The 17095-nt window shown below is 40.2% G+C and carries 13 protein-coding genes and 1 other annotated feature; of the genes, 10 read left to right on the top strand and 3 right to left on the bottom strand.

Annotation, left to right across the window (positions count from 1 at the left end; genetic code table 11):
* Nucleotides 1-6 precede the first annotated feature (6 nt).
* A complete protein-coding gene (gene adhE, locus C9J40_RS01925; protein ID WP_107205612.1) occupies nt 7-2688 on the bottom strand; it encodes a bifunctional acetaldehyde-CoA/alcohol dehydrogenase in 2682 nt (893 codons plus the stop codon).
* Between the two features lie 696 nt (nt 2689-3384).
* On the opposite strand from adhE, the gene C9J40_RS01930 reads away from it, so the two are divergent.
* The 4 genes from C9J40_RS01930 to C9J40_RS01945 all read left to right on the top strand — a co-directional run bounded on the left by C9J40_RS01930 (nt 3385) and on the right by C9J40_RS01945 (nt 8440).
* On the top strand, nt 3385-4023 hold the full coding sequence (locus tag C9J40_RS01930) for a YchE family NAAT transporter (RefSeq protein ID WP_045127240.1): 639 nt from the start codon (nt 3385-3387) through the stop codon (nt 4021-4023).
* Between the two features lie 207 nt (nt 4024-4230).
* Complete coding sequence (locus C9J40_RS01935) at nt 4231-5049, top strand: ion transporter (RefSeq protein ID WP_005370644.1); 819 nt, start codon at nt 4231-4233, stop codon at nt 5047-5049.
* Nucleotides 5050-5194: 145 nt separating this feature from the next.
* A complete protein-coding gene (locus C9J40_RS01940) occupies nt 5195-7552 on the top strand; it encodes an AAA family ATPase (protein WP_107245556.1) in 2358 nt (785 codons plus the stop codon).
* Nucleotides 7553-8440 carry a mechanosensitive ion channel family protein gene (locus C9J40_RS01945; RefSeq protein WP_107245558.1) on the top strand — a complete coding sequence of 296 codons (888 nt, stop codon included), beginning with the start codon at nt 7553-7555 and terminating at the stop codon, nt 8438-8440.
* A 68-nt stretch (nt 8441-8508) separates the two neighbouring features.
* On the opposite strand, the gene cysS is transcribed toward C9J40_RS01945, so the two are convergent.
* Nucleotides 8509-9891, bottom strand: a complete 1383-nt coding sequence (gene cysS, locus C9J40_RS01950) for a cysteine--tRNA ligase (RefSeq protein ID WP_107245560.1) — start codon at nt 9889-9891, stop codon at nt 8509-8511.
* Nucleotides 9892-10093: 202 nt separating this feature from the next.
* Here cysS and C9J40_RS01955 point away from each other — a divergent pair, with 202 nt between their 5' ends.
* A complete protein-coding gene (locus tag C9J40_RS01955; protein WP_005370640.1) occupies nt 10094-10588 on the top strand; it encodes a peptidylprolyl isomerase in 495 nt (164 codons plus the stop codon).
* Nucleotides 10589-10633: 45 nt separating this feature from the next.
* Nucleotides 10634-11374, top strand: a complete 741-nt coding sequence (gene lpxH, locus C9J40_RS01960) for a UDP-2,3-diacylglucosamine diphosphatase (RefSeq protein ID WP_107245562.1) — start codon at nt 10634-10636, stop codon at nt 11372-11374.
* 28 nt (nt 11375-11402) lie between these two features.
* On the opposite strand, the gene C9J40_RS01965 is transcribed toward lpxH, so the two are convergent.
* Nucleotides 11403-12305, bottom strand: coding sequence for a sulfite exporter TauE/SafE family protein (locus C9J40_RS01965; RefSeq protein ID WP_107245563.1), 903 nt, complete (start codon nt 12303-12305; stop codon nt 11403-11405).
* 322 nt (nt 12306-12627) lie between these two features.
* Between C9J40_RS01965 and C9J40_RS01970 the strand changes: the two genes are divergently transcribed.
* The 4 genes from C9J40_RS01970 (at nt 12628) to hisD (ending at nt 17094) form a co-directional block, all read left to right on the top strand.
* Entirely contained in the window at nt 12628-13854 is a 1227-nt protein-coding gene (locus C9J40_RS01970; protein ID WP_107205606.1) for an EAL and HDOD domain-containing protein, read from the top strand.
* Nucleotides 13855-13856: 2 nt separating this feature from the next.
* Complete coding sequence (locus C9J40_RS01975) at nt 13857-14381, top strand: YchJ family metal-binding protein (RefSeq protein ID WP_107245565.1); 525 nt, start codon at nt 13857-13859, stop codon at nt 14379-14381.
* 334 nt (nt 14382-14715) lie between these two features.
* Nucleotides 14716-14851 (top strand) — a sequence feature (His leader region).
* 41 nt (nt 14852-14892) lie between these two features.
* A complete protein-coding gene (gene hisG / locus C9J40_RS01980) occupies nt 14893-15789 on the top strand; it encodes an ATP phosphoribosyltransferase (RefSeq protein WP_107205604.1) in 897 nt (298 codons plus the stop codon).
* 3 nt (nt 15790-15792) lie between these two features.
* Nucleotides 15793-17094, top strand: coding sequence for a histidinol dehydrogenase (hisD, locus tag C9J40_RS01985; RefSeq protein ID WP_107205603.1), 1302 nt, complete (start codon nt 15793-15795; stop codon nt 17092-17094).
* Nucleotide 17095: the final 1 nt, after the last annotated feature.

The following is a 17095-nucleotide window of genomic DNA, read 5'->3' on the forward strand; positions in this document are numbered from 1 at the left end:
TAGGTATTAAGCTTTTGCTTTTTTACCTTTAGTGGTTTTCACTGGCTCTGATTTTTTAATCACTGTTGTGCCTTCAAACGCTTCACCTTCAATGAAAGGCTTACCGTAGTAAGATGCCATTAGTACATCTTTAAGCTCAGAGATTAGAGGATAACGAGGGTTTGCACCAGTACACTGGTCATCAAACGCTTCTACCGCTAACTCATCAACTTTCGCAAGGAAATCAGCTTCTGAAACGCCTGCTTCTTGGATTGACATTGGAATCTGAAGATTCACTTTCAATTCGTCTAACCAAGTTAGTAGACGCTCAATTTTCTGTGCAGTACGGTCACCCGCATGTGATAGACCTAAGTGATCAGCAACTTCAGCATAACGACGACGCGCTTGTGGGCTTGCGTACTGTGAGAATGCTGTTTGCTTTGTTGGATTATCATTCGCGTTGTAACGAACAACGTTAGAAATCAACAATGCGTTAGCAAGACCGTGTGGTACGTGGAACTCGGCACCTAGTTTGTGCGCCATTGAGTGGCATACACCTAGGAATGCGTTCGCAAATGCGATACCCGCGATAGTTGCCGCATTGTGTACTTTCTCACGTGCGATTGGGTCATTAGCACCATTTGCATAGCTTGATGGTAAGTACTCTTTTAGCATTCTTAGTGCTTGAAGTGCTTGACCATCAGAGTATTCGTTAGCAAGAACTGATACGTAAGCTTCTAGTGCGTGAGTGACGGCATCGTAACCACCAAACGCTGTTAGAGACTTAGGCATGTTCATTACAAGGTTAGCATCAACGATTGCCATGTTAGGCGTTAGTTCGTAGTCAGCTAGTGGGTACTTAGCACCTGTTTTATCGTCAGTTACAACCGCAAATGGTGTTACTTCAGAACCTGTACCAGATGTAGTAGTGATACATACTAGTTCAGCTTTCTTACCCATTTTAGGGAACTTGTAAATACGTTTACGGATGTCCATGAAGCGCATTGCTAGTTCTTCGAAGTGCGTTTCTGGGTGCTCATACATTACCCACATGATCTTCGCAGCATCCATTGGCGAACCACCACCGAGTGCAATAATCACATCAGGTTGGAAGCTCTTCATTGCTTCAGCGCCTTTCTCAACAACAGACAGTGTTGGATCCGCTTCTACATCAAAGAATGTTTGAACTTCGATACCTTGTGCTTTAAGCAAAGATACGATTTCATCTGCGTAACCGTTATTAAATAGGAAACGGTCTGTTACTAAGAACGCACGCTTCTTACCTTCTAAATCGCTAAGTGCAATTGGAAGGCTACCACGACGGAAGTAAATTGATTTAGGTAGTTTATGCCACAACATATTTTCAGCTCGCTTCGCTACTGTCTTCTTGTTGATAAGGTGCTTAGGACCTACGTTCTCAGAGATAGAGTTACCACCCCATGAACCACAACCTAGAGTTAACGAAGGCGCAACGTTAAAGTTGTAAAGATCACCGATACCACCATGAGTTGTTGGGATATTCACAAGAATACGTGCTGTTTTCATTTTGTCGCCGAAGTACTTAATACGGTCAGCGTTAGTGTCTTGATTCGTGTATAAGCCAGATGTATGACCGATACCACCAATCTCTACCATTGTTACTGCTTGATCTACTGCATTTTCAAATGAAGACGCGCGGAACATACCTAATGTAGGAGATAGTTTCTCGTGTGCGAACTCATCGTCGAAAGAAACTTGCTCACCTTCACCAATAAGGATCTTAGTATTAGCAGGAACAGTAACACCCGCCATTTCTGCGATCTTCGTTGCTGGCTGACCTACGATATCTGCATTAAGGTTACCGTTGATAAGCAGAACTTTACGTACTTTCTCTGCCTCATCTTTTGATAAAACGTAGCCATTGTGAGAAGCAAAACGCTCTTTCACTTCATCATAGACTTCGTCCATAACGATTACAGCTTGCTCTGAGGCACAAACAACACCGTTATCAAACGTTTTTGACATAAGTACTGATGCAACAGCACGCTTAATATCAGCTGTTTCATCGATAACAACAGGCACGTTACCCGCACCAACACCGATAGCAGGTTTACCTGAAGAGTAAGCTGCTTTAACCATGCCTGGACCACCAGTCGCAAGGATAAGGTTGATATCATCGTGCTTCATTAGTGCGTTAGATAGTTCAACTGATGGTTGATCAATCCAGCCAATAATATCTTTAGGTGCACCTGCGGCAACAGCGGCATCTAATACTAATTTAGCAGCAGCGTTAGTTGAGTTTTTAGCACGCGGGTGTGGCGAGAAAATAATTGCGTTACGTGTTTTAAGAGAGATTAACGATTTGAAGATAGCTGTAGATGTCGGGTTAGTCGTTGGAACAATACCACAAATAATACCTACAGGCTCAGCAATAGTCATGGTGCCGAACTCATCGTTCTCTTCCAAGATACCGCATGTCTTTTCGTCTTTGTATTTGTTGTAGATAAATTCAGAAGCGAAGTGGTTTTTAATAACCTTGTCTTCGATGATACCCATGCCAGATTCAGCAACAGCTTGCTGAGCGAGAGGAATACGTGCGTTGTTTGCAGCAAGAGAAGCAGCGCGGAAAATTTTATCCACTTGCTCTTGAGAGAAAGTTGCAAATTCTTTTTGTGCCGCTTTAACGCGAGCAACCATTGCATCTAGTTCAGTGATATTTGTAACAGGCATAGTAGACTCCTACCTTAAGATTGAAAACTTTTTAGTAAGGATACGGCTTCATTCTTAATTCTCGAACTAAGAAAATCACACACTTAGTAAATTACTTTCAAAATTAATTATATTTATTCACATTCTAAAAAGATTTGATTTAGATCAGTGTTAGCTCTGATGATTAATTTACACCTAAAAACCATAAAAATGAGCAAAAAAACAAACACATACTCTATAGAATCAATCTTTTTACTAATATTTCACATCTTAGCGACAATAACCACTTATTTCACAAGGAGAAATATTACGTAATAAAAATACATTTACTAGCCCTACATTTGTCTACTTGTGATAATTATCACCTTTTCATATACCAATTGGTCAATGTTGAGTCATTACTATTAATAAGCATTTCGTTTCACCATAGTAGTTCATGTTTTCAACAATAAAAGTTTATTTAAAAATAATGGAGAAATCTTTCACTAGAATTTTAAAAGCAGGCTTTTTTTTGTGGTTAGGCTAATAATTTAAGATTAAAATATCATCGAGTGATTAATTAACATTGGTTTTACCTGTCAAAAAATTAGCGTGCATAACCTAATTGTTAAGTTAATAACTACGCCTTATATACGAGGCTTTTTTACTCTGAGATCAACTGTATTGATTAATACTATTCTCATGACTTACACCTAGTGAAATCTAACTGAGAAAATCATGCAAGCCATTGAAATAGGAATATTTTTACACTTTTTTGTCGGGCTTTTTGCAACGGTAAACCCTGTTGGTATTATGCCTGTTTTCGTGTCATTAACTGGTTCAATGACACCTGAAGAGCGTAATAAAACTGCGTTAACAACCAATACAGCTGTTGTTATCATACTGGTAGTGGCACTTGTTGCTGGCCAACACTTACTGGATCTCTTTAGTATCTCTATTGATTCATTCCGAGTCGCCGGCGGCTTACTGTTGCTGAGTATCGCTTTTTCAATGATGAGCGGTAAGATTGGCGAGGTGAAACAAAATAAAGAAGAGAAATCAGAGTCAGCCATACGTGAACAAGTCGGTGTGGTGCCACTTGCAATGCCTTTAATGGCAGGACCAGGTGCTATCAGTTCAACCATTGTTTATGGTTCCAAGTATCCAACAATGACATCAACGATTGGCATTGCCATTACCATCGTTGTATTTGCTTTTGGCTGTTGGTTACTGTTTCGCTCTGCACCATTAATTGTTCGCTTCCTAGGTCAAACAGGAATTAACGTTATTACTCGTATCATGGGTTTGATCCTTGCCGCACTTGGTATCGAATTTATTATTAATGGATTAAAAGTAATGCTACCAGGCCTAGTTTAAGCGTCACAACATAAACACCTCGCTAATAAAAGATAATAATTAAATATAAAGTCTCGATTTTTTCGGGACTTTTTATTATCAATTATCTACGCTCATCATTTACGCACTTACCTAATACTATTTTTGGTATACTAGTCTGCTGATTGATATGCCATACAAAATAATAACCTACTTCTGCGCAAGCTTACGGCTAACTAACACTTAATTATGATTAAACTGACTCTAAGACAACGTCTTTACCAAATTATTTTTGGTACCTCTACACGCGCTGGACAGCTATTCGATATTGGCTTAATAATCGCTATTGTTAGCTCTGAACTGATCCTAATCATTTCATCTGTTGCCAGTATTGAATCAAAATTCTCTACAGCGCTGTTAGGTGCTGAGTGGCTATTCACGATCTTATTTACCATAGAGTATATTCTGCGCTTGTATTGTTCGCCGCGCCCTCTCGCTTACGCGCGAAGTTTTTATGGCATCATTGATTTAATTGCCATTGTGCCTGCTTACATTTCTTTCTTTGTGCCAGGTTCAAACTATTTACTGATCGTACGTTTAATCCGTGTTTTACGTATTTTCCGTGTTCTAAAACTGGCTAGATTCTTACAAGACTCCAATATTCTTTTACGATCACTTCGCCATGCCCAACGTAAAATTTTTGTTTTCTTTAGTTCTGTATTAATTCTAGTTACCGTATTTGGTTCATTAATGTTCTTGATTGAAGGCCCTGAAAATGGCTTTACCAGTATCCCTAAAAGTATTTACTGGGCAGTCGTGACTATTACAACTGTTGGTTATGGCGATATTGTACCGCAAACCGTAATGGGTAAGGCATTAGCTTCATTGACCATGTTACTCGGTTACTCAATTCTTGCCGTTCCGACCGGTATTTTGACCGCAGAACTCAATCAAGAAATGAAAACACACCGAAACCTAAGACGATGCCCTAATTGTGCAACCAGTGGTCATGAAGTGGATGCTGATTACTGCAAAAAGTGTGGAACACAACTCCCTGAAAATATCTAATTATCATTAAAGAAAACCATTAATTTTAATGATTAACCACTTGATCTTTAAGACGTGATCTAATTCTTACTTTTACAAGATAACAATTATTCTCGTCTTATTTGGTCTACCTTTGTCTTCATCATTCAGGAAATATGAAAAATTAATGCGATTAACGATATACTCATTACTCTGTAGTTTCATTCTGATATTCAGTACTTCAGCATCTGCTACGCTAACCCTTTTTGAATCAGAGCAGCCTGAATTAACCCAAGCAGCAACGAGCATAAATACTGCCATTAATCAGCTACCTGATCAGCATTTGTTCACTCATAACGATGTTAAAGAAGTTAATTCCTTATTGTCTAAGACCCTCTCACAACAAAAGAAGCATCAAAAGTTACTGGCAACAGCACTGAATAAATACCAGAAAAGTGATGATAAAGAACAAGCATGGGAAAAACTGTCGTCGGTTTACAATTCACTACTCAGTATTAGCCAAGATAAAGAGCGCCTTCTCAATTTAAGTTCATCAGCTATCCAAGATAAGGTGACAGGATTTGGACCTTTTGGCGTTCAACAATTTAAGTTAGAGCTATCAATCACAGCACTTAACTTACAGTACATGGTCTTATATCAATTACGCAGTTTCCATGATTTGCTAAAAGATATGCTGATTTCGCCAGTCCCCATTCTTGTGGTTGCCTTAAAAGTTTTCGCTATTTTATTTTTACTTTCTTGGTGGCAGCGTAATAGCGCACGTTTGATCGAACATTTTAGAGAAACACAACTCGAACATAACCCGCATCCCAATCTTTTGTTTCGTGCGATTTGGTATATTAGTCGAGCGCACCGTCCAATTGGTTGGTTAATTGCAATCACGCTCTCACTCCGTATTGTTTCTCAATTACCAAGCTTGCACCACTTGATCTACTTGGAAATCTTCACATGGTGGATCCTTGGTGGCTCAATTGCAGTGCGATTTATACTTGAGTTTGCGCGTCGTAATAGCATCAATAATAGCGATGCTGAAGTTGTCGCATTACGTCTTTCAACTATTCGCCAATACGTATGGGGATTTATTGCCGCAGGCGTAATTCTACAAATTTCAGCGCGCACACTGGGGCAAGGCACCATCTATGCGTGGATTTGGTCAATTATCTTCTTTGGTTTTATCTTATTAACCTTAATTACGCTTCGTCGTTGGCGACATATCGTCTTTAAGCGCTTAGAAGGCGCGACACATCTGCCCCTTTCTATTAAATGGGCGCTCAATCATAAAGATAAATTATTACTTTCAATTCCAGCAACAGCACTAGGTGCAGCATGGCTTACCTTACGTCGCTTTCAACATACACTGGTTGCTAACTTATCAAAGTACATTTTCTTTCGTCATGCACTCGCCTATCTATTCCGTATTGAAGTTGCTAAACAAACAGAAACCTCTCGCGAACAACTCAATATGGTTCGTATCAAAGGTGCCGCTACGTATGAATATGTAAAGCCAGGTAGTGAGGATAGCCCAATCATTGAAGACTATGCGTTAGAAGAAATTAAACAGCTTTCAGGCTACTTATTAACTGATAAACCCGCAGTTTGTGTTGTTTCTGGTGAGCGTGGCATTGGCACAACGACACTTCTTCGACGCTTGTTACACAAAGTTAAAAATGCAACACCGATATACATTAACTGTCCTTATGATGGCTACGCAGAATTGCTACAACAGTTCTCTACCGCTCTTGGGCTTGCTAGTGACAGCTCTGAAGATGATATTCTTGAATACTTACGCAATAGTGAAACAACCTATTTAATTGCCATCGATAACGCTCAACGATTGGTGACACCTAAAGTCGGTGGACTAAAAGATCTAATGAGTATCACTAATTTATTGCGTAAAACACGGAAAAGTCATCGTGCGATTATTGCGGTTGAAAAATCATGTTGGCGTTTTGTTGATCGTGCTCGTGGTGAGCGTTTACTGTTTGATTTAGTCACCTTTATGCCACGTTGGAGCGAACAACAGATTGGCGACTTATTAAAAACTCGTACCTCTTCCGAAGGAGAATTTGCCATAAGCTTTGAAGGGTTAGTGCTGCCTCGCCAGTGGGATGAAGATGACATAACAGAAGAAGAAAGAGCTCAACGAGGTTTCTATCGTATTTTGTGGGATTACTCTGATGGTAACCCTACGGTTGCTGTACGTTTCTTCCGTTTCTCTCTGCAGCGAGATAAAGACACAGATAAAGTACTGGTGCGTTTATTTAAAGCACCACAATCTGAAGATTTAGAACAAATGCCAAAGCCGATGTTAGCAGTGCTACGTTCTATCGTGCAGTTAGAGGTCGCATCCCCGCAAGAGCTCTCTGAATGTACTCAGCTCAGCCTTGATGAAGTTATTGGTACGTTACGTTACTTCCAAAGTCGTGGTTTTATTGAATGGTCAGATGATAAAGCGAAAATCTCCGATCACTGGTTCCGTCATATCACTAATGTTCTCCACCGTCAGCACTTATTGGTGAAATAAATGAAGCGTTTATTCTGTCTACTTAGCCTAGTATTTCTAAGTTTTTCACCAGCTGTTTTTGCTGATGACATGCCAAACATTGAGGACTTCCAGCAATTTGCTAACCTTATTCGTTGGAGTGGCGTGCTCTTTTCTGCATTAACGGTTTGTGCCGCTTGGATATTACTGCGATTTATTCAATCGATTGTTGATGGTATCAGTAGCCAATTTGCTCAACGTCGAATGTTGCTGCAAAAGTTACAATCTTTCTTCCAATTCTTCATTTATATGTCGACGGGTATTGCCGTCTTTATGATGAGTTTCCGTGTTGATGATCGTATCTTAGCTTTGATTGGCGGTACTATTGCGGTATCTGTTGGTTTTGCCCTTAAAGACTTGGCAGCCTCGTTCATTGCAGGCTTAACCGTGATGATTGATAGGCCTTTCCAAGTTGGCGATCGTGTAACATTTGAAGGCAATTATGGTGACATTATTACTATCGGTTTACGCTCTGTACGTATGCGCACCTTAAATGACGATATTATCACCATACCAAACAACAAATTCTTAAGTGAAGTCACCGTCAGTGGTAACTATGGTGCGCTGGATATGCAAGTGGTGATCCCCTTTTATATTAGTATGGATCAAGATATCCGTTTAGCCCGCGATTTAATCCAAGAAGCTGCGTCATCAAGCCGTTATATTCACCTACCAAAACCTGTAACAGTTTTAGTCAAGCAAACGATCACCGATAACTACCTAGCTATCATGTTGACTTGTAAAGCTTATGTGGTTGATACCAAATATGAAAAGTTATTTGAAACTGATATTACACTGCGTGTAATGGAAGAATTTGCACGTAACGGCATTAGGCCACCAGCAATCGCACTCAAAAGTACCGATGCTTAATTCGTATTTATATTACTGATATAAAAAAACCGAGCACTTAGCTCGGTTTTTTTCTTATGGGGATGTAATTACTTACGACGCCATGTTGTGCCTTGTGCACCATCTTCTAAGATAATGCCCATTGCTAATAACTTATCACGAGCGTCATCTGCTGCAGCCCAATCTTTTGCTGCACGCGCATCGAGACGTTGTTGAATCAATGCTTCAATTTCAGCCACATTATCATCTTCACCAGCACCACCTTGTAGGAAAGCTTCAGGCTCTTGAGATAGAAGACCAAGTACATCAGCAAGCTCACGCATACGTGCACCTAATGCAGAAGCTGTAGCAACATCATCTGTTTTCAAACGGTTAATTTCACGCGCCATATCAAACAATACTGAATAAGCTTCAGGTGTATTAAAGTCATCGTCCATCGCTTCTTTAAAACGAGTAACGAACTCTTCACCGCCAGCCGCTTCAACAGATGTGTCTAAACCACGAAGCGATGTGTATAGACGCTCAAGTGCAGAACGCGCTTGTTTCAAGTTCTCTTCGCTGTAGTTTAGCTGGCTACGGTAGTGACCAGACATTAGGAAGTAACGTACCGTTTCAGGATCGTAGTGGTTTAATACATCACGAATCGTGAAGAAGTTACCTAATGACTTAGACATCTTCTCGCGGTCAACCATTACCATGCCACTGTGCATCCAAGTATTTACATACTGGGTATCATGTGCACAGCAAGATTGTGCGATTTCGTTTTCATGGTGTGGGAACTGAAGATCTGAACCACCACCGTGAATATCAAAGTGATCGCCTAAGATTGCAGAGTTCATTGCTGAACATTCAATGTGCCAACCTGGACGACCTGGGCCCCATGGCGATTCCCACGTAGGTTCACCTGGTTTAGACATTTTCCATAAAACGAAATCTAGCGGGCTACGTTTTGCCATATCGATATCAACACGCGCACCTGCTTGAAGTTGGTCAAGATCTTGCTTAGATAAACGACCGTAATCTTCATACTTGCTCACTTCAAACATGACATCGCCATTAGAAGCAACATAAGCAAAACCACGTTCAATTAATCGCTCACAAAGCGCGATAATTTCTGCGATAAACTGTGTCGCACGTGGTTCAACGTCTGGACGTTTCATACCTAACGCATCAAAATCCGCATGCATTTCACCGATCAAACGCTCAGTTAATGAATCACAACTTTCGCCATTTTCAGCGGCACGCTTAATGATTTTATCGTCGATATCAGTGATATTACGAACAAATGTTAAATCATAACCAGAATAGCGCAGGTAACGAGAAACCACGTCAAAAGATACAAACGTACGACCGTGTCCGATGTGACACAAATCGTAGATCGTTACTCCACAGACGTACATGCCTACTTTACCAGGCTGGATTGGGGTGAATGCCTCTTTCTGTCGTGTGAGCGAGTTATAGATCTTTAACATGTCTCTTCATTACTCATAGTAGTAGGATTACAAATTCGAAGGGTAATTACACCTTTTATGCCTTTTGTTGGCAAGGAAAATCCTTTAATGAATGCTATTTTAACCATTAGCCACCGATTAATCGGGTAATGTTTGTCTGAGCAGGCTATGGTAAGTTAATATTCAAGACTTAAAGAAAAATACTCCATTAAAGGAAAAGATCATGATTACCCTTCACACAAATTTTGGTGACATCAAAATTAACCTATTCGAAGACAAAGCACCTCAAACGTGTGCAAACTTCCTTCAATACTGCCGTGATGGTTTCTACAACGGTACTATTTTCCACCGTGTTATTGATGGTTTCATGGTTCAAGGTGGCGGCATGCTTCCTGGTATGGAAGAGAAAGAAACTCGCGCTCCAATTCAAAACGAAGCAAACAATGGCCTAAGCAACAAGACAGGCACACTTGCAATGGCGCGTACTAACGCTCCTCACTCTGCTAGCTCTCAGTTCTTTATTAACGTAAAAGACAACAACTTCCTTGATTTTACTGGTGAAAATATGAGCGGCTGGGGCTACTGTGTATTTGCTGCAGTGGTTGAAGGTATGGATGTAGTTAACAAGATTAAGGCTGTGAAAACAGGCCGTCACGGTTACCACTCTGATGTACCCGTTGAAGATGTTGTTATCGAAAGCGTAACTATCGAAGAATAAGTCTTCATTGATATTAAGGGTGGCATTAGCCGCCCTTTTTCTATTATGACAACACTATTTATTTCAGATCTGCACTTAAGTGCTGAGCGTCCCGATATGACAGCATGTTTTTTGCGATTTATGGCAGAAGACACAAAAGATATTGACGCCTTATACGTGCTCGGGGATTTGTTTGAAATGTGGATTGGTGATGATGAAGACTCACCTTTTTTACAACAAATCAAACAGGCTTTTAAAACTCTCACTGACGCGGGTATTCCTTGCTATTTTATCCACGGTAATCGCGACTTTTTAATTGGTAAACGTTTTAGCCAACAAACGGGAGTTCAGTTACTTCCTGAACATTGCATTGTTGAGCTGTACGGAAAACCAACCTTAATCCTCCATGGTGACACTTTATGCATAGAAGACGAAGCGTATCAACGTTACCGTAAAAAAGTACATAACAAGTTTATTCAATGGTTATTCTTCCGCATTCCTCTTTCTCGTCGTATTAAAATTGGTGAGAAGTTTAGAAGTAATAGTAGTAAAAATAATCAGATGAAGAGCCAATCCATCATGGACGTCACACAAAGTGAAGTGGTGCGATTGATGCAAGCTTTCCATGTTGATCAAATGATCCATGGTCACACCCATCGACCAGATATTCATTCACTCACTGTTGATAATAAGCCAGCCTCACGCATTGTCCTCGGTGATTGGTATGAACATGGCTCGATATTAGTCGTTACGCCTGATGGCTATCAGCTAGAAACCCGTAATTTTGATACTAATCAGCAGCAATAAAAAAGGTACGCACTGCGTACCTTTCTTTTTATGCGATCTTTTCTTCAACATTGACTTGCTTGAGCTGTTTTCGATCAGCTGCCCAAGAACGATACATCGTCAAAGAGGTATAGAAGACAACCCCACAAACAAGCCAAGCCAATACCTTCATATCTAGCGATTTCACTAAATAGGCTGCAATCACCACACCGATAGGCCCTGTTATTGCAACCGCCACTGACGCTCGACTATTAATTTTGTCTCGACGTAAGAAACCACCAGCAGAAAAGAAGCCTAAAAATCCACATGAGCACATCATCACAGGGAACGCAGCAAGCGGATTCATACCTAGCATGTAGATCATCGTCATACATGGTGCGTATAAACCAATACCTACCGTCATTAATGCGCCAAATAAGAAGTTACCAGCAATACCGACTGCCAACTTCCACCCTGTTAAGCCTAAACTGGTTCCGCCAAGAGGGAATAGCTTTAACTGACCCGCAAGCATTAAGCCCGCCACCACCAACAAAGCACCACTCATCACAATACGTATAAGTTGGCGATCCCAATTAGAAACTAAACGCGCACCGACGGTTGCCCCTAAACACGCTGAAACAACAAGACTTAATAAGGTAACTGCATCCACATTCACCGCAGTAAGAAAAATAAGTGCTTGTACGACCGTGGCTAACACCGCTTGGCAATTCAATGTTCCGGGAAGAACTTGATCATCAATAAGCTTAAATTGTTTATAACCTGCTGTCATAATAGCGAAACTTCCAACACCAAGAGTGTCACAGAAGTTTGCAAAACCACCAATCAAGGCGACGGGAATAATACGTGTATTTGCTTCCTGCTTTCGGTTTCTTCGCCAAGCTCTAATAAGCATCACAATAAAAACACTACCACCAACAAGCAATCCCGCTTGTATCAAGGCAAATATAGACATAACTAGTACAAATACGATTTGATAGAAAATTTAAAAGGTAGATCAAACAATTCACGACAAGAGTGAATGTTTAAACACTAATATTATGAACTCAAAACAGATCTTACACCATTTTCATTATTTATAATGGTTTTATGTGCTAATATATTTATAAGGTTTGATTATTTTAACCATCTGTAAACGTGATGTGCTTGTCGCTTCAATATTTTATTTAAATAGTGTTAAAAACATCACTTTGTGAAATATATAAATTTGATATGATCTAACTAATAACAACAATACTAAAACGATTTTATTTTTTTGGACTTTTCTGTAGATTTCAATGTTCTCATATATTGCTCGACAACCCATTTTAAACAGAAATAAGCAAACTATTGGCTACGAACTTTTATTTAGGGATGGCCCAGATAACTGCTTTCCAAATATTGGTGATGAGCAAGCTACAAACCGTCTGCTTAACGATAACTTTTTCAGTTCTGCTGGAGAAGCGCAATTAACATCAGGCAAACGCGCATTTGTTAATTTCCCTTATAGTTCAATAATATCAGGTACACCTCTTCTTTTCCCAAAACAAAGTTTCATCATCGAAATTCTTGAAAACTGTGAACCAACTGACGAGCTTTTTGAAGCTATAAAGAAACTTCATCAAAAAGGCTACACACTCGCACTTGATGATTTTATCCCTAATAAACAATGGACTCGCTTTTTTCCCTATATCCATATTATTAAATTCGATATTCGTCTTATCAGTATTGAAAAAGCCGCACGATTTATTCAATTCTATAAAGAAAAAACAAAACTACGTTTCTTAGCCGAAAAAGTAGAAACCCAAGAAGAATACCAACAAGCTTATGATGCGGGCTTTGATCTTTTCCAAGGCTTCTTTTTCAGCAAGCCAGAAATGATCCAACGAAAGTCATTAAAACCCTCATCTTTAACAACATTACGTTTGTTTAAAGAAATTTGTGTTACTGATGTTGATTTTGACAAAATTGAAGAAATTATTGCTACTGATTTAACCTTATCGTACAAATTACTTCGTCACGTCAATGCGCTAACATCAACGCGCTCAAAGCCAGTGACCTCTTTTAAACAAGCGTTAATTTTTCTTGGTGAAGATCAACTACGACGTTTTGTCACATTTGTCGCAACCTCGCATGCGGTTGAAAATAAACCTCAATCTCTTTATAACTTATCACTCCAACGTGCACATTTTTGTGAGCAGTTATATCGGACCCGAGTACCCAAAGATAATGGTAACCAAGCCTTTCTTACTGGGTTATTTTCCTTATTAGACTCTTTGCTTGATCAACCATTAGAAGAGTTGATAGAGCTCCTCCCTTTAAGCGAGCAAGTTAAGTTAGCGTTAACTAAACGTGCCGGTCCTTTAGGCGCAATACTAAACTTAACAGATGCTTACGATCAGGCAAATTGGCCACTAGTTAAAAAATACAGTGCGGCATTGAAAATCAATGAATCAAGCATTGCAGACTACTATTTAGAATCAGTAAAATGGTCTACTGAATATGAGCAATCCTCGGCTAAATAAACATGTCTAAACACACATTAATGTGTCCTTGTGGAAGTAATAAGCCCCTTATTGAGTGCTGTAAACCTATCCATCTTGATCATTCAAAAGCAAAACACCCAGAACAACTGATGCGTGCACGTTACAGTGCTCATGTGCTTGGGTTAGTTGATTTTGTCGTTCAAACTTATCACTCTAGTTGTGAAGCAGAACAGCACCGCAATGCCATTGCAGAATCAGTACACTTAACATGGTTAGGGTTAGATGTTCTAAACAGTGAAATCGCTGAAAGTGGCGAAGGTTTTGTTGAATTTAAAGCCATGTACAAAGAAGCAGGCAATGAATATATCCTGCAAGAACGTTCACGTTTTTTACAGCAAGAAAAAGATAACAAGTTATGTTGGTTTTACATTGATGGTGAATACCCAGAACCACCACCAGTAGAGCAAACAGCTCCACCAGCTCCCGTTAAAAGTGAGAAAACTGTCGGTCGTAACGACCCTTGCTTATGCGGAAGCGGTAAGAAATATAAAAAATGTTGTGGTTAATACAGCGTTAACATTCCTCTCACTGAAACCGATCTTAGCGTCGGTTTTCTTATTTAAGTATGCTATTCACACAAAACTATGTACTGAACCAATAACTTACCTTGCTCTTACTTCTTTCGACATAATTAATTTAACCACCTAAAACTCAATAAGTTAGGAAACTTATTCTTACAATTGCGACAACGCCGAAACTATTTTCGAAAAGAAAAATAAATAAGATAAAAGGTTAAAAATAATGTTGCATTATCTAACACTCTTAGTTAGTGTGGGTAACAAGAAAGTAACACTATTATTTATTAACGAGATTTATTATGCGTATCCAAATGACTAACAATCATATTCATCACCATCCTGACTAGTCTTTCGGGAGGATACGCCTCACCCTGGAAGACAACATACTCTTCCAGTGGTCACAAGGAATAATCAAATTCAGACCCTCGGAAGATACAAGCTTCCGAGGGTTTTTTAATACCAGATTTTGAATTAAGTGAATTAGGACAGGGAAATGACTATGCAAACACAACGATTACGCATTGCGATTCAGAAAAAAGGCCGTCTAAGTAAAGAGTGTCAAACACTGCTTAAACGCTGTGGTGTGAAATTTAACATGGTAGGCGAACGTCTTGTTGTTCACGCTGAAAACATGCCTATAGACTTGCTACTTGTTCGTGATGACGACATTCCTGGTCTGATCATGGATGGTGTAGTTGATTTAGGTGTGATTGGTGAAAATGAACTTGAAGAAGTTGGCCTTGAACGTGCTGCTCGCGGTGAACCATCAGATTATATAAAACTACGCCGCCTAGATTTTGGTGGTTGCCGCCTTTCTATCGCAATTGATAAAGATGCTAAGTACAACGGTCCTCAAGATTTAAACGGCAAACGTATTGCAACGACTTATCCGCAATTAGTTAAACGCTATATGGATGAACTGGGCGTTAAATTTAGCACTTGTATGCTAAACGGCTCTGTTGAAGTTGCTCCACGAGCTGGGCTTGCTGACGCCATCTGTGATTTAGTTTCGACTGGTGCCACACTTGAAGCGAATGGTCTTAAAGAAGCAGAAGTGATCCTGCGTTCAAAAGCGGTACTGATCCAATCAACGCAGACACTCGATGCAGAAAAACAAGCATTAATTGAACGCTTACTGACCCGTATGCAAGGTGTGATCCAAGCGAAAGAATCAAAATACATCATGCTACATGCGCCAACTGATCGTCTAGAGCAAATTAAACTGCTACTACCTGGCGCTGAAGATCCAACGGTACTTCCTCTTGCTGAAGACAAATCTCGTGTTGCTATCCATTTAGTGAGTTCTGAAAACCTATTCTGGGAAACAATGGAACAACTAAAAGAATTAGGCGCAAGCTCTATTCTAGTATTGCCAATCGAGAAAATGATGGAGTAATCGATGAAGACAGTTGTATGGCAATCCTTAAGTGAAAGTCAACGAGAAAATCTTCTTGCTCGACCAGCCGTTAATAATGGCGCTAATATTAGCGCTATTGTTTCTGGCATTATTAGCGATGTCCGTGAACGTGGTGATGAAGCTTTACTTGAACTGACAGAAAAATTTGATGGTATTCGTCCAGCATCCATCAAAGTCAGTGACACAGAAATCGACGATGCATGTGCTCGATTAAGTACAGAGATGAAAGAAGCGCTACAGCAAGCTTTTAACAATATCAGTACCTTCCATAAAGCACAGAAGCAACCGACACTGCGTGTAGAAACACAGCCAGGTATCATCTGTGAGCAAATGACACGCCCTGTTAATTCAGTCGGTTTGTATATTCCAGGAGGCAGTGCACCACTACCATCAACCGTATTAATGCTCGGCGTGCCCGCTAAAATAGCAGGTTGCCAAAAAGTGGTGCTGTGCTCTCCACCGCCTATTGCTGATGAAATCTTATACGTTGCCAAATTATGTGGCATCGATGATGTTTACAACGTCGGTGGTTCACAAGCGGTTGCAGCGATGGCCTACGGCAGCGAAACCGTCACTAAAGTCGATAAGATTTTTGGCCCAGGCAATGCCTTTGTAACAGAAGCTAAACGCCAAGTAAGTAATGATTTTCGCGGTGCTGCTATTGATATGCCAGCAGGCCCTTCTGAAGTATTAGTGATTGCTGATAGCAGTGCAGATCCTGACTTTATCGCAGCAGACCTACTTAGCCAAGCTGAGCATGGTCCTGACTCTCAGGTCATTTTGGTTACGCCTGATCCAGTGATTGCTGATAAAACAGCAGATGCTATTCAACGTCAACTAGCTCAATTATCACGTGCAGATATTGCTAAAGAAGCATTAGGTTCAAGCCTATTAATTGTCGCTGAAACATTACCGCAGTGTATTGCGATTTCTAACAACTATGGGCCTGAGCACTTAATTGTTCAAACCCGTACGCCACGTGATTTAGTGCCATTACTAGACAATGCTGGCTCTATTTTCTTAGGTAACTGGTCACCTGAATCTGTTGGTGATTATGCATCTGGTACTAACCACGTATTACCAACCTATGGTTATACACGGACTTATTCAAGTTTAGGCTTGGCTGACTTTTCTAAGCGTATGACAGTACAAGAGCTGTCTGCGGATGGCCTACTGGGGTTAGCAAAAACAGTAACCACGATTGCCGATGCTGAAGGTCTTGATGCCCACAAACGTGCAGTAACAATCCGTGTTGAAAAATTAACGGCTAAGCGTGAGGGATAAA

The sequence above is a fragment of the Photobacterium sp. GB-72 genome (genome assembly GCF_003026095.1).
Lineage (GTDB): Bacteria > Pseudomonadota > Gammaproteobacteria > Enterobacterales > Vibrionaceae > Photobacterium.

What these genes read in the sequence shown, in the direction of transcription:
- C9J40_RS01955 (WP_005370640.1), top strand. Translation starts at nt 10,094, where the DNA reads ATGATTACCCTTCACACAAATTTTGGTGACATCAAAATTAACCTATTC.
- hisG (WP_107205604.1), top strand. Translation starts at nt 14,893, where the DNA reads ATGCAAACACAACGATTACGCATTGCGATTCAGAAAAAAGGCCGTCTA.
- C9J40_RS01945 (WP_107245558.1), top strand. Translation starts at nt 7,553, where the DNA reads ATGAAGCGTTTATTCTGTCTACTTAGCCTAGTATTTCTAAGTTTTTCA.
- hisD (WP_107205603.1), top strand. Translation starts at nt 15,793, where the DNA reads ATGAAGACAGTTGTATGGCAATCCTTAAGTGAAAGTCAACGAGAAAAT.
- C9J40_RS01935 (WP_005370644.1), top strand. Translation starts at nt 4,231, where the DNA reads ATGATTAAACTGACTCTAAGACAACGTCTTTACCAAATTATTTTTGGT.
- cysS (WP_107245560.1), bottom strand. Translation starts at nt 9,891, where the DNA reads ATGTTAAAGATCTATAACTCGCTCACACGACAGAAAGAGGCATTCACC.
- C9J40_RS01975 (WP_107245565.1), top strand. Translation starts at nt 13,857, where the DNA reads ATGTCTAAACACACATTAATGTGTCCTTGTGGAAGTAATAAGCCCCTT.
- adhE (WP_107205612.1), bottom strand. Translation starts at nt 2,688, where the DNA reads ATGCCTGTTACAAATATCACTGAACTAGATGCAATGGTTGCTCGCGTT.
- lpxH (WP_107245562.1), top strand. Translation starts at nt 10,634, where the DNA reads ATGACAACACTATTTATTTCAGATCTGCACTTAAGTGCTGAGCGTCCC.
- C9J40_RS01965 (WP_107245563.1), bottom strand. Translation starts at nt 12,305, where the DNA reads ATGTCTATATTTGCCTTGATACAAGCGGGATTGCTTGTTGGTGGTAGT.
- C9J40_RS01940 (WP_107245556.1), top strand. Translation starts at nt 5,195, where the DNA reads ATGCGATTAACGATATACTCATTACTCTGTAGTTTCATTCTGATATTC.
- C9J40_RS01930 (WP_045127240.1), top strand. Translation starts at nt 3,385, where the DNA reads ATGCAAGCCATTGAAATAGGAATATTTTTACACTTTTTTGTCGGGCTT.
- C9J40_RS01970 (WP_107205606.1), top strand. Translation starts at nt 12,628, where the DNA reads ATGTTCTCATATATTGCTCGACAACCCATTTTAAACAGAAATAAGCAA.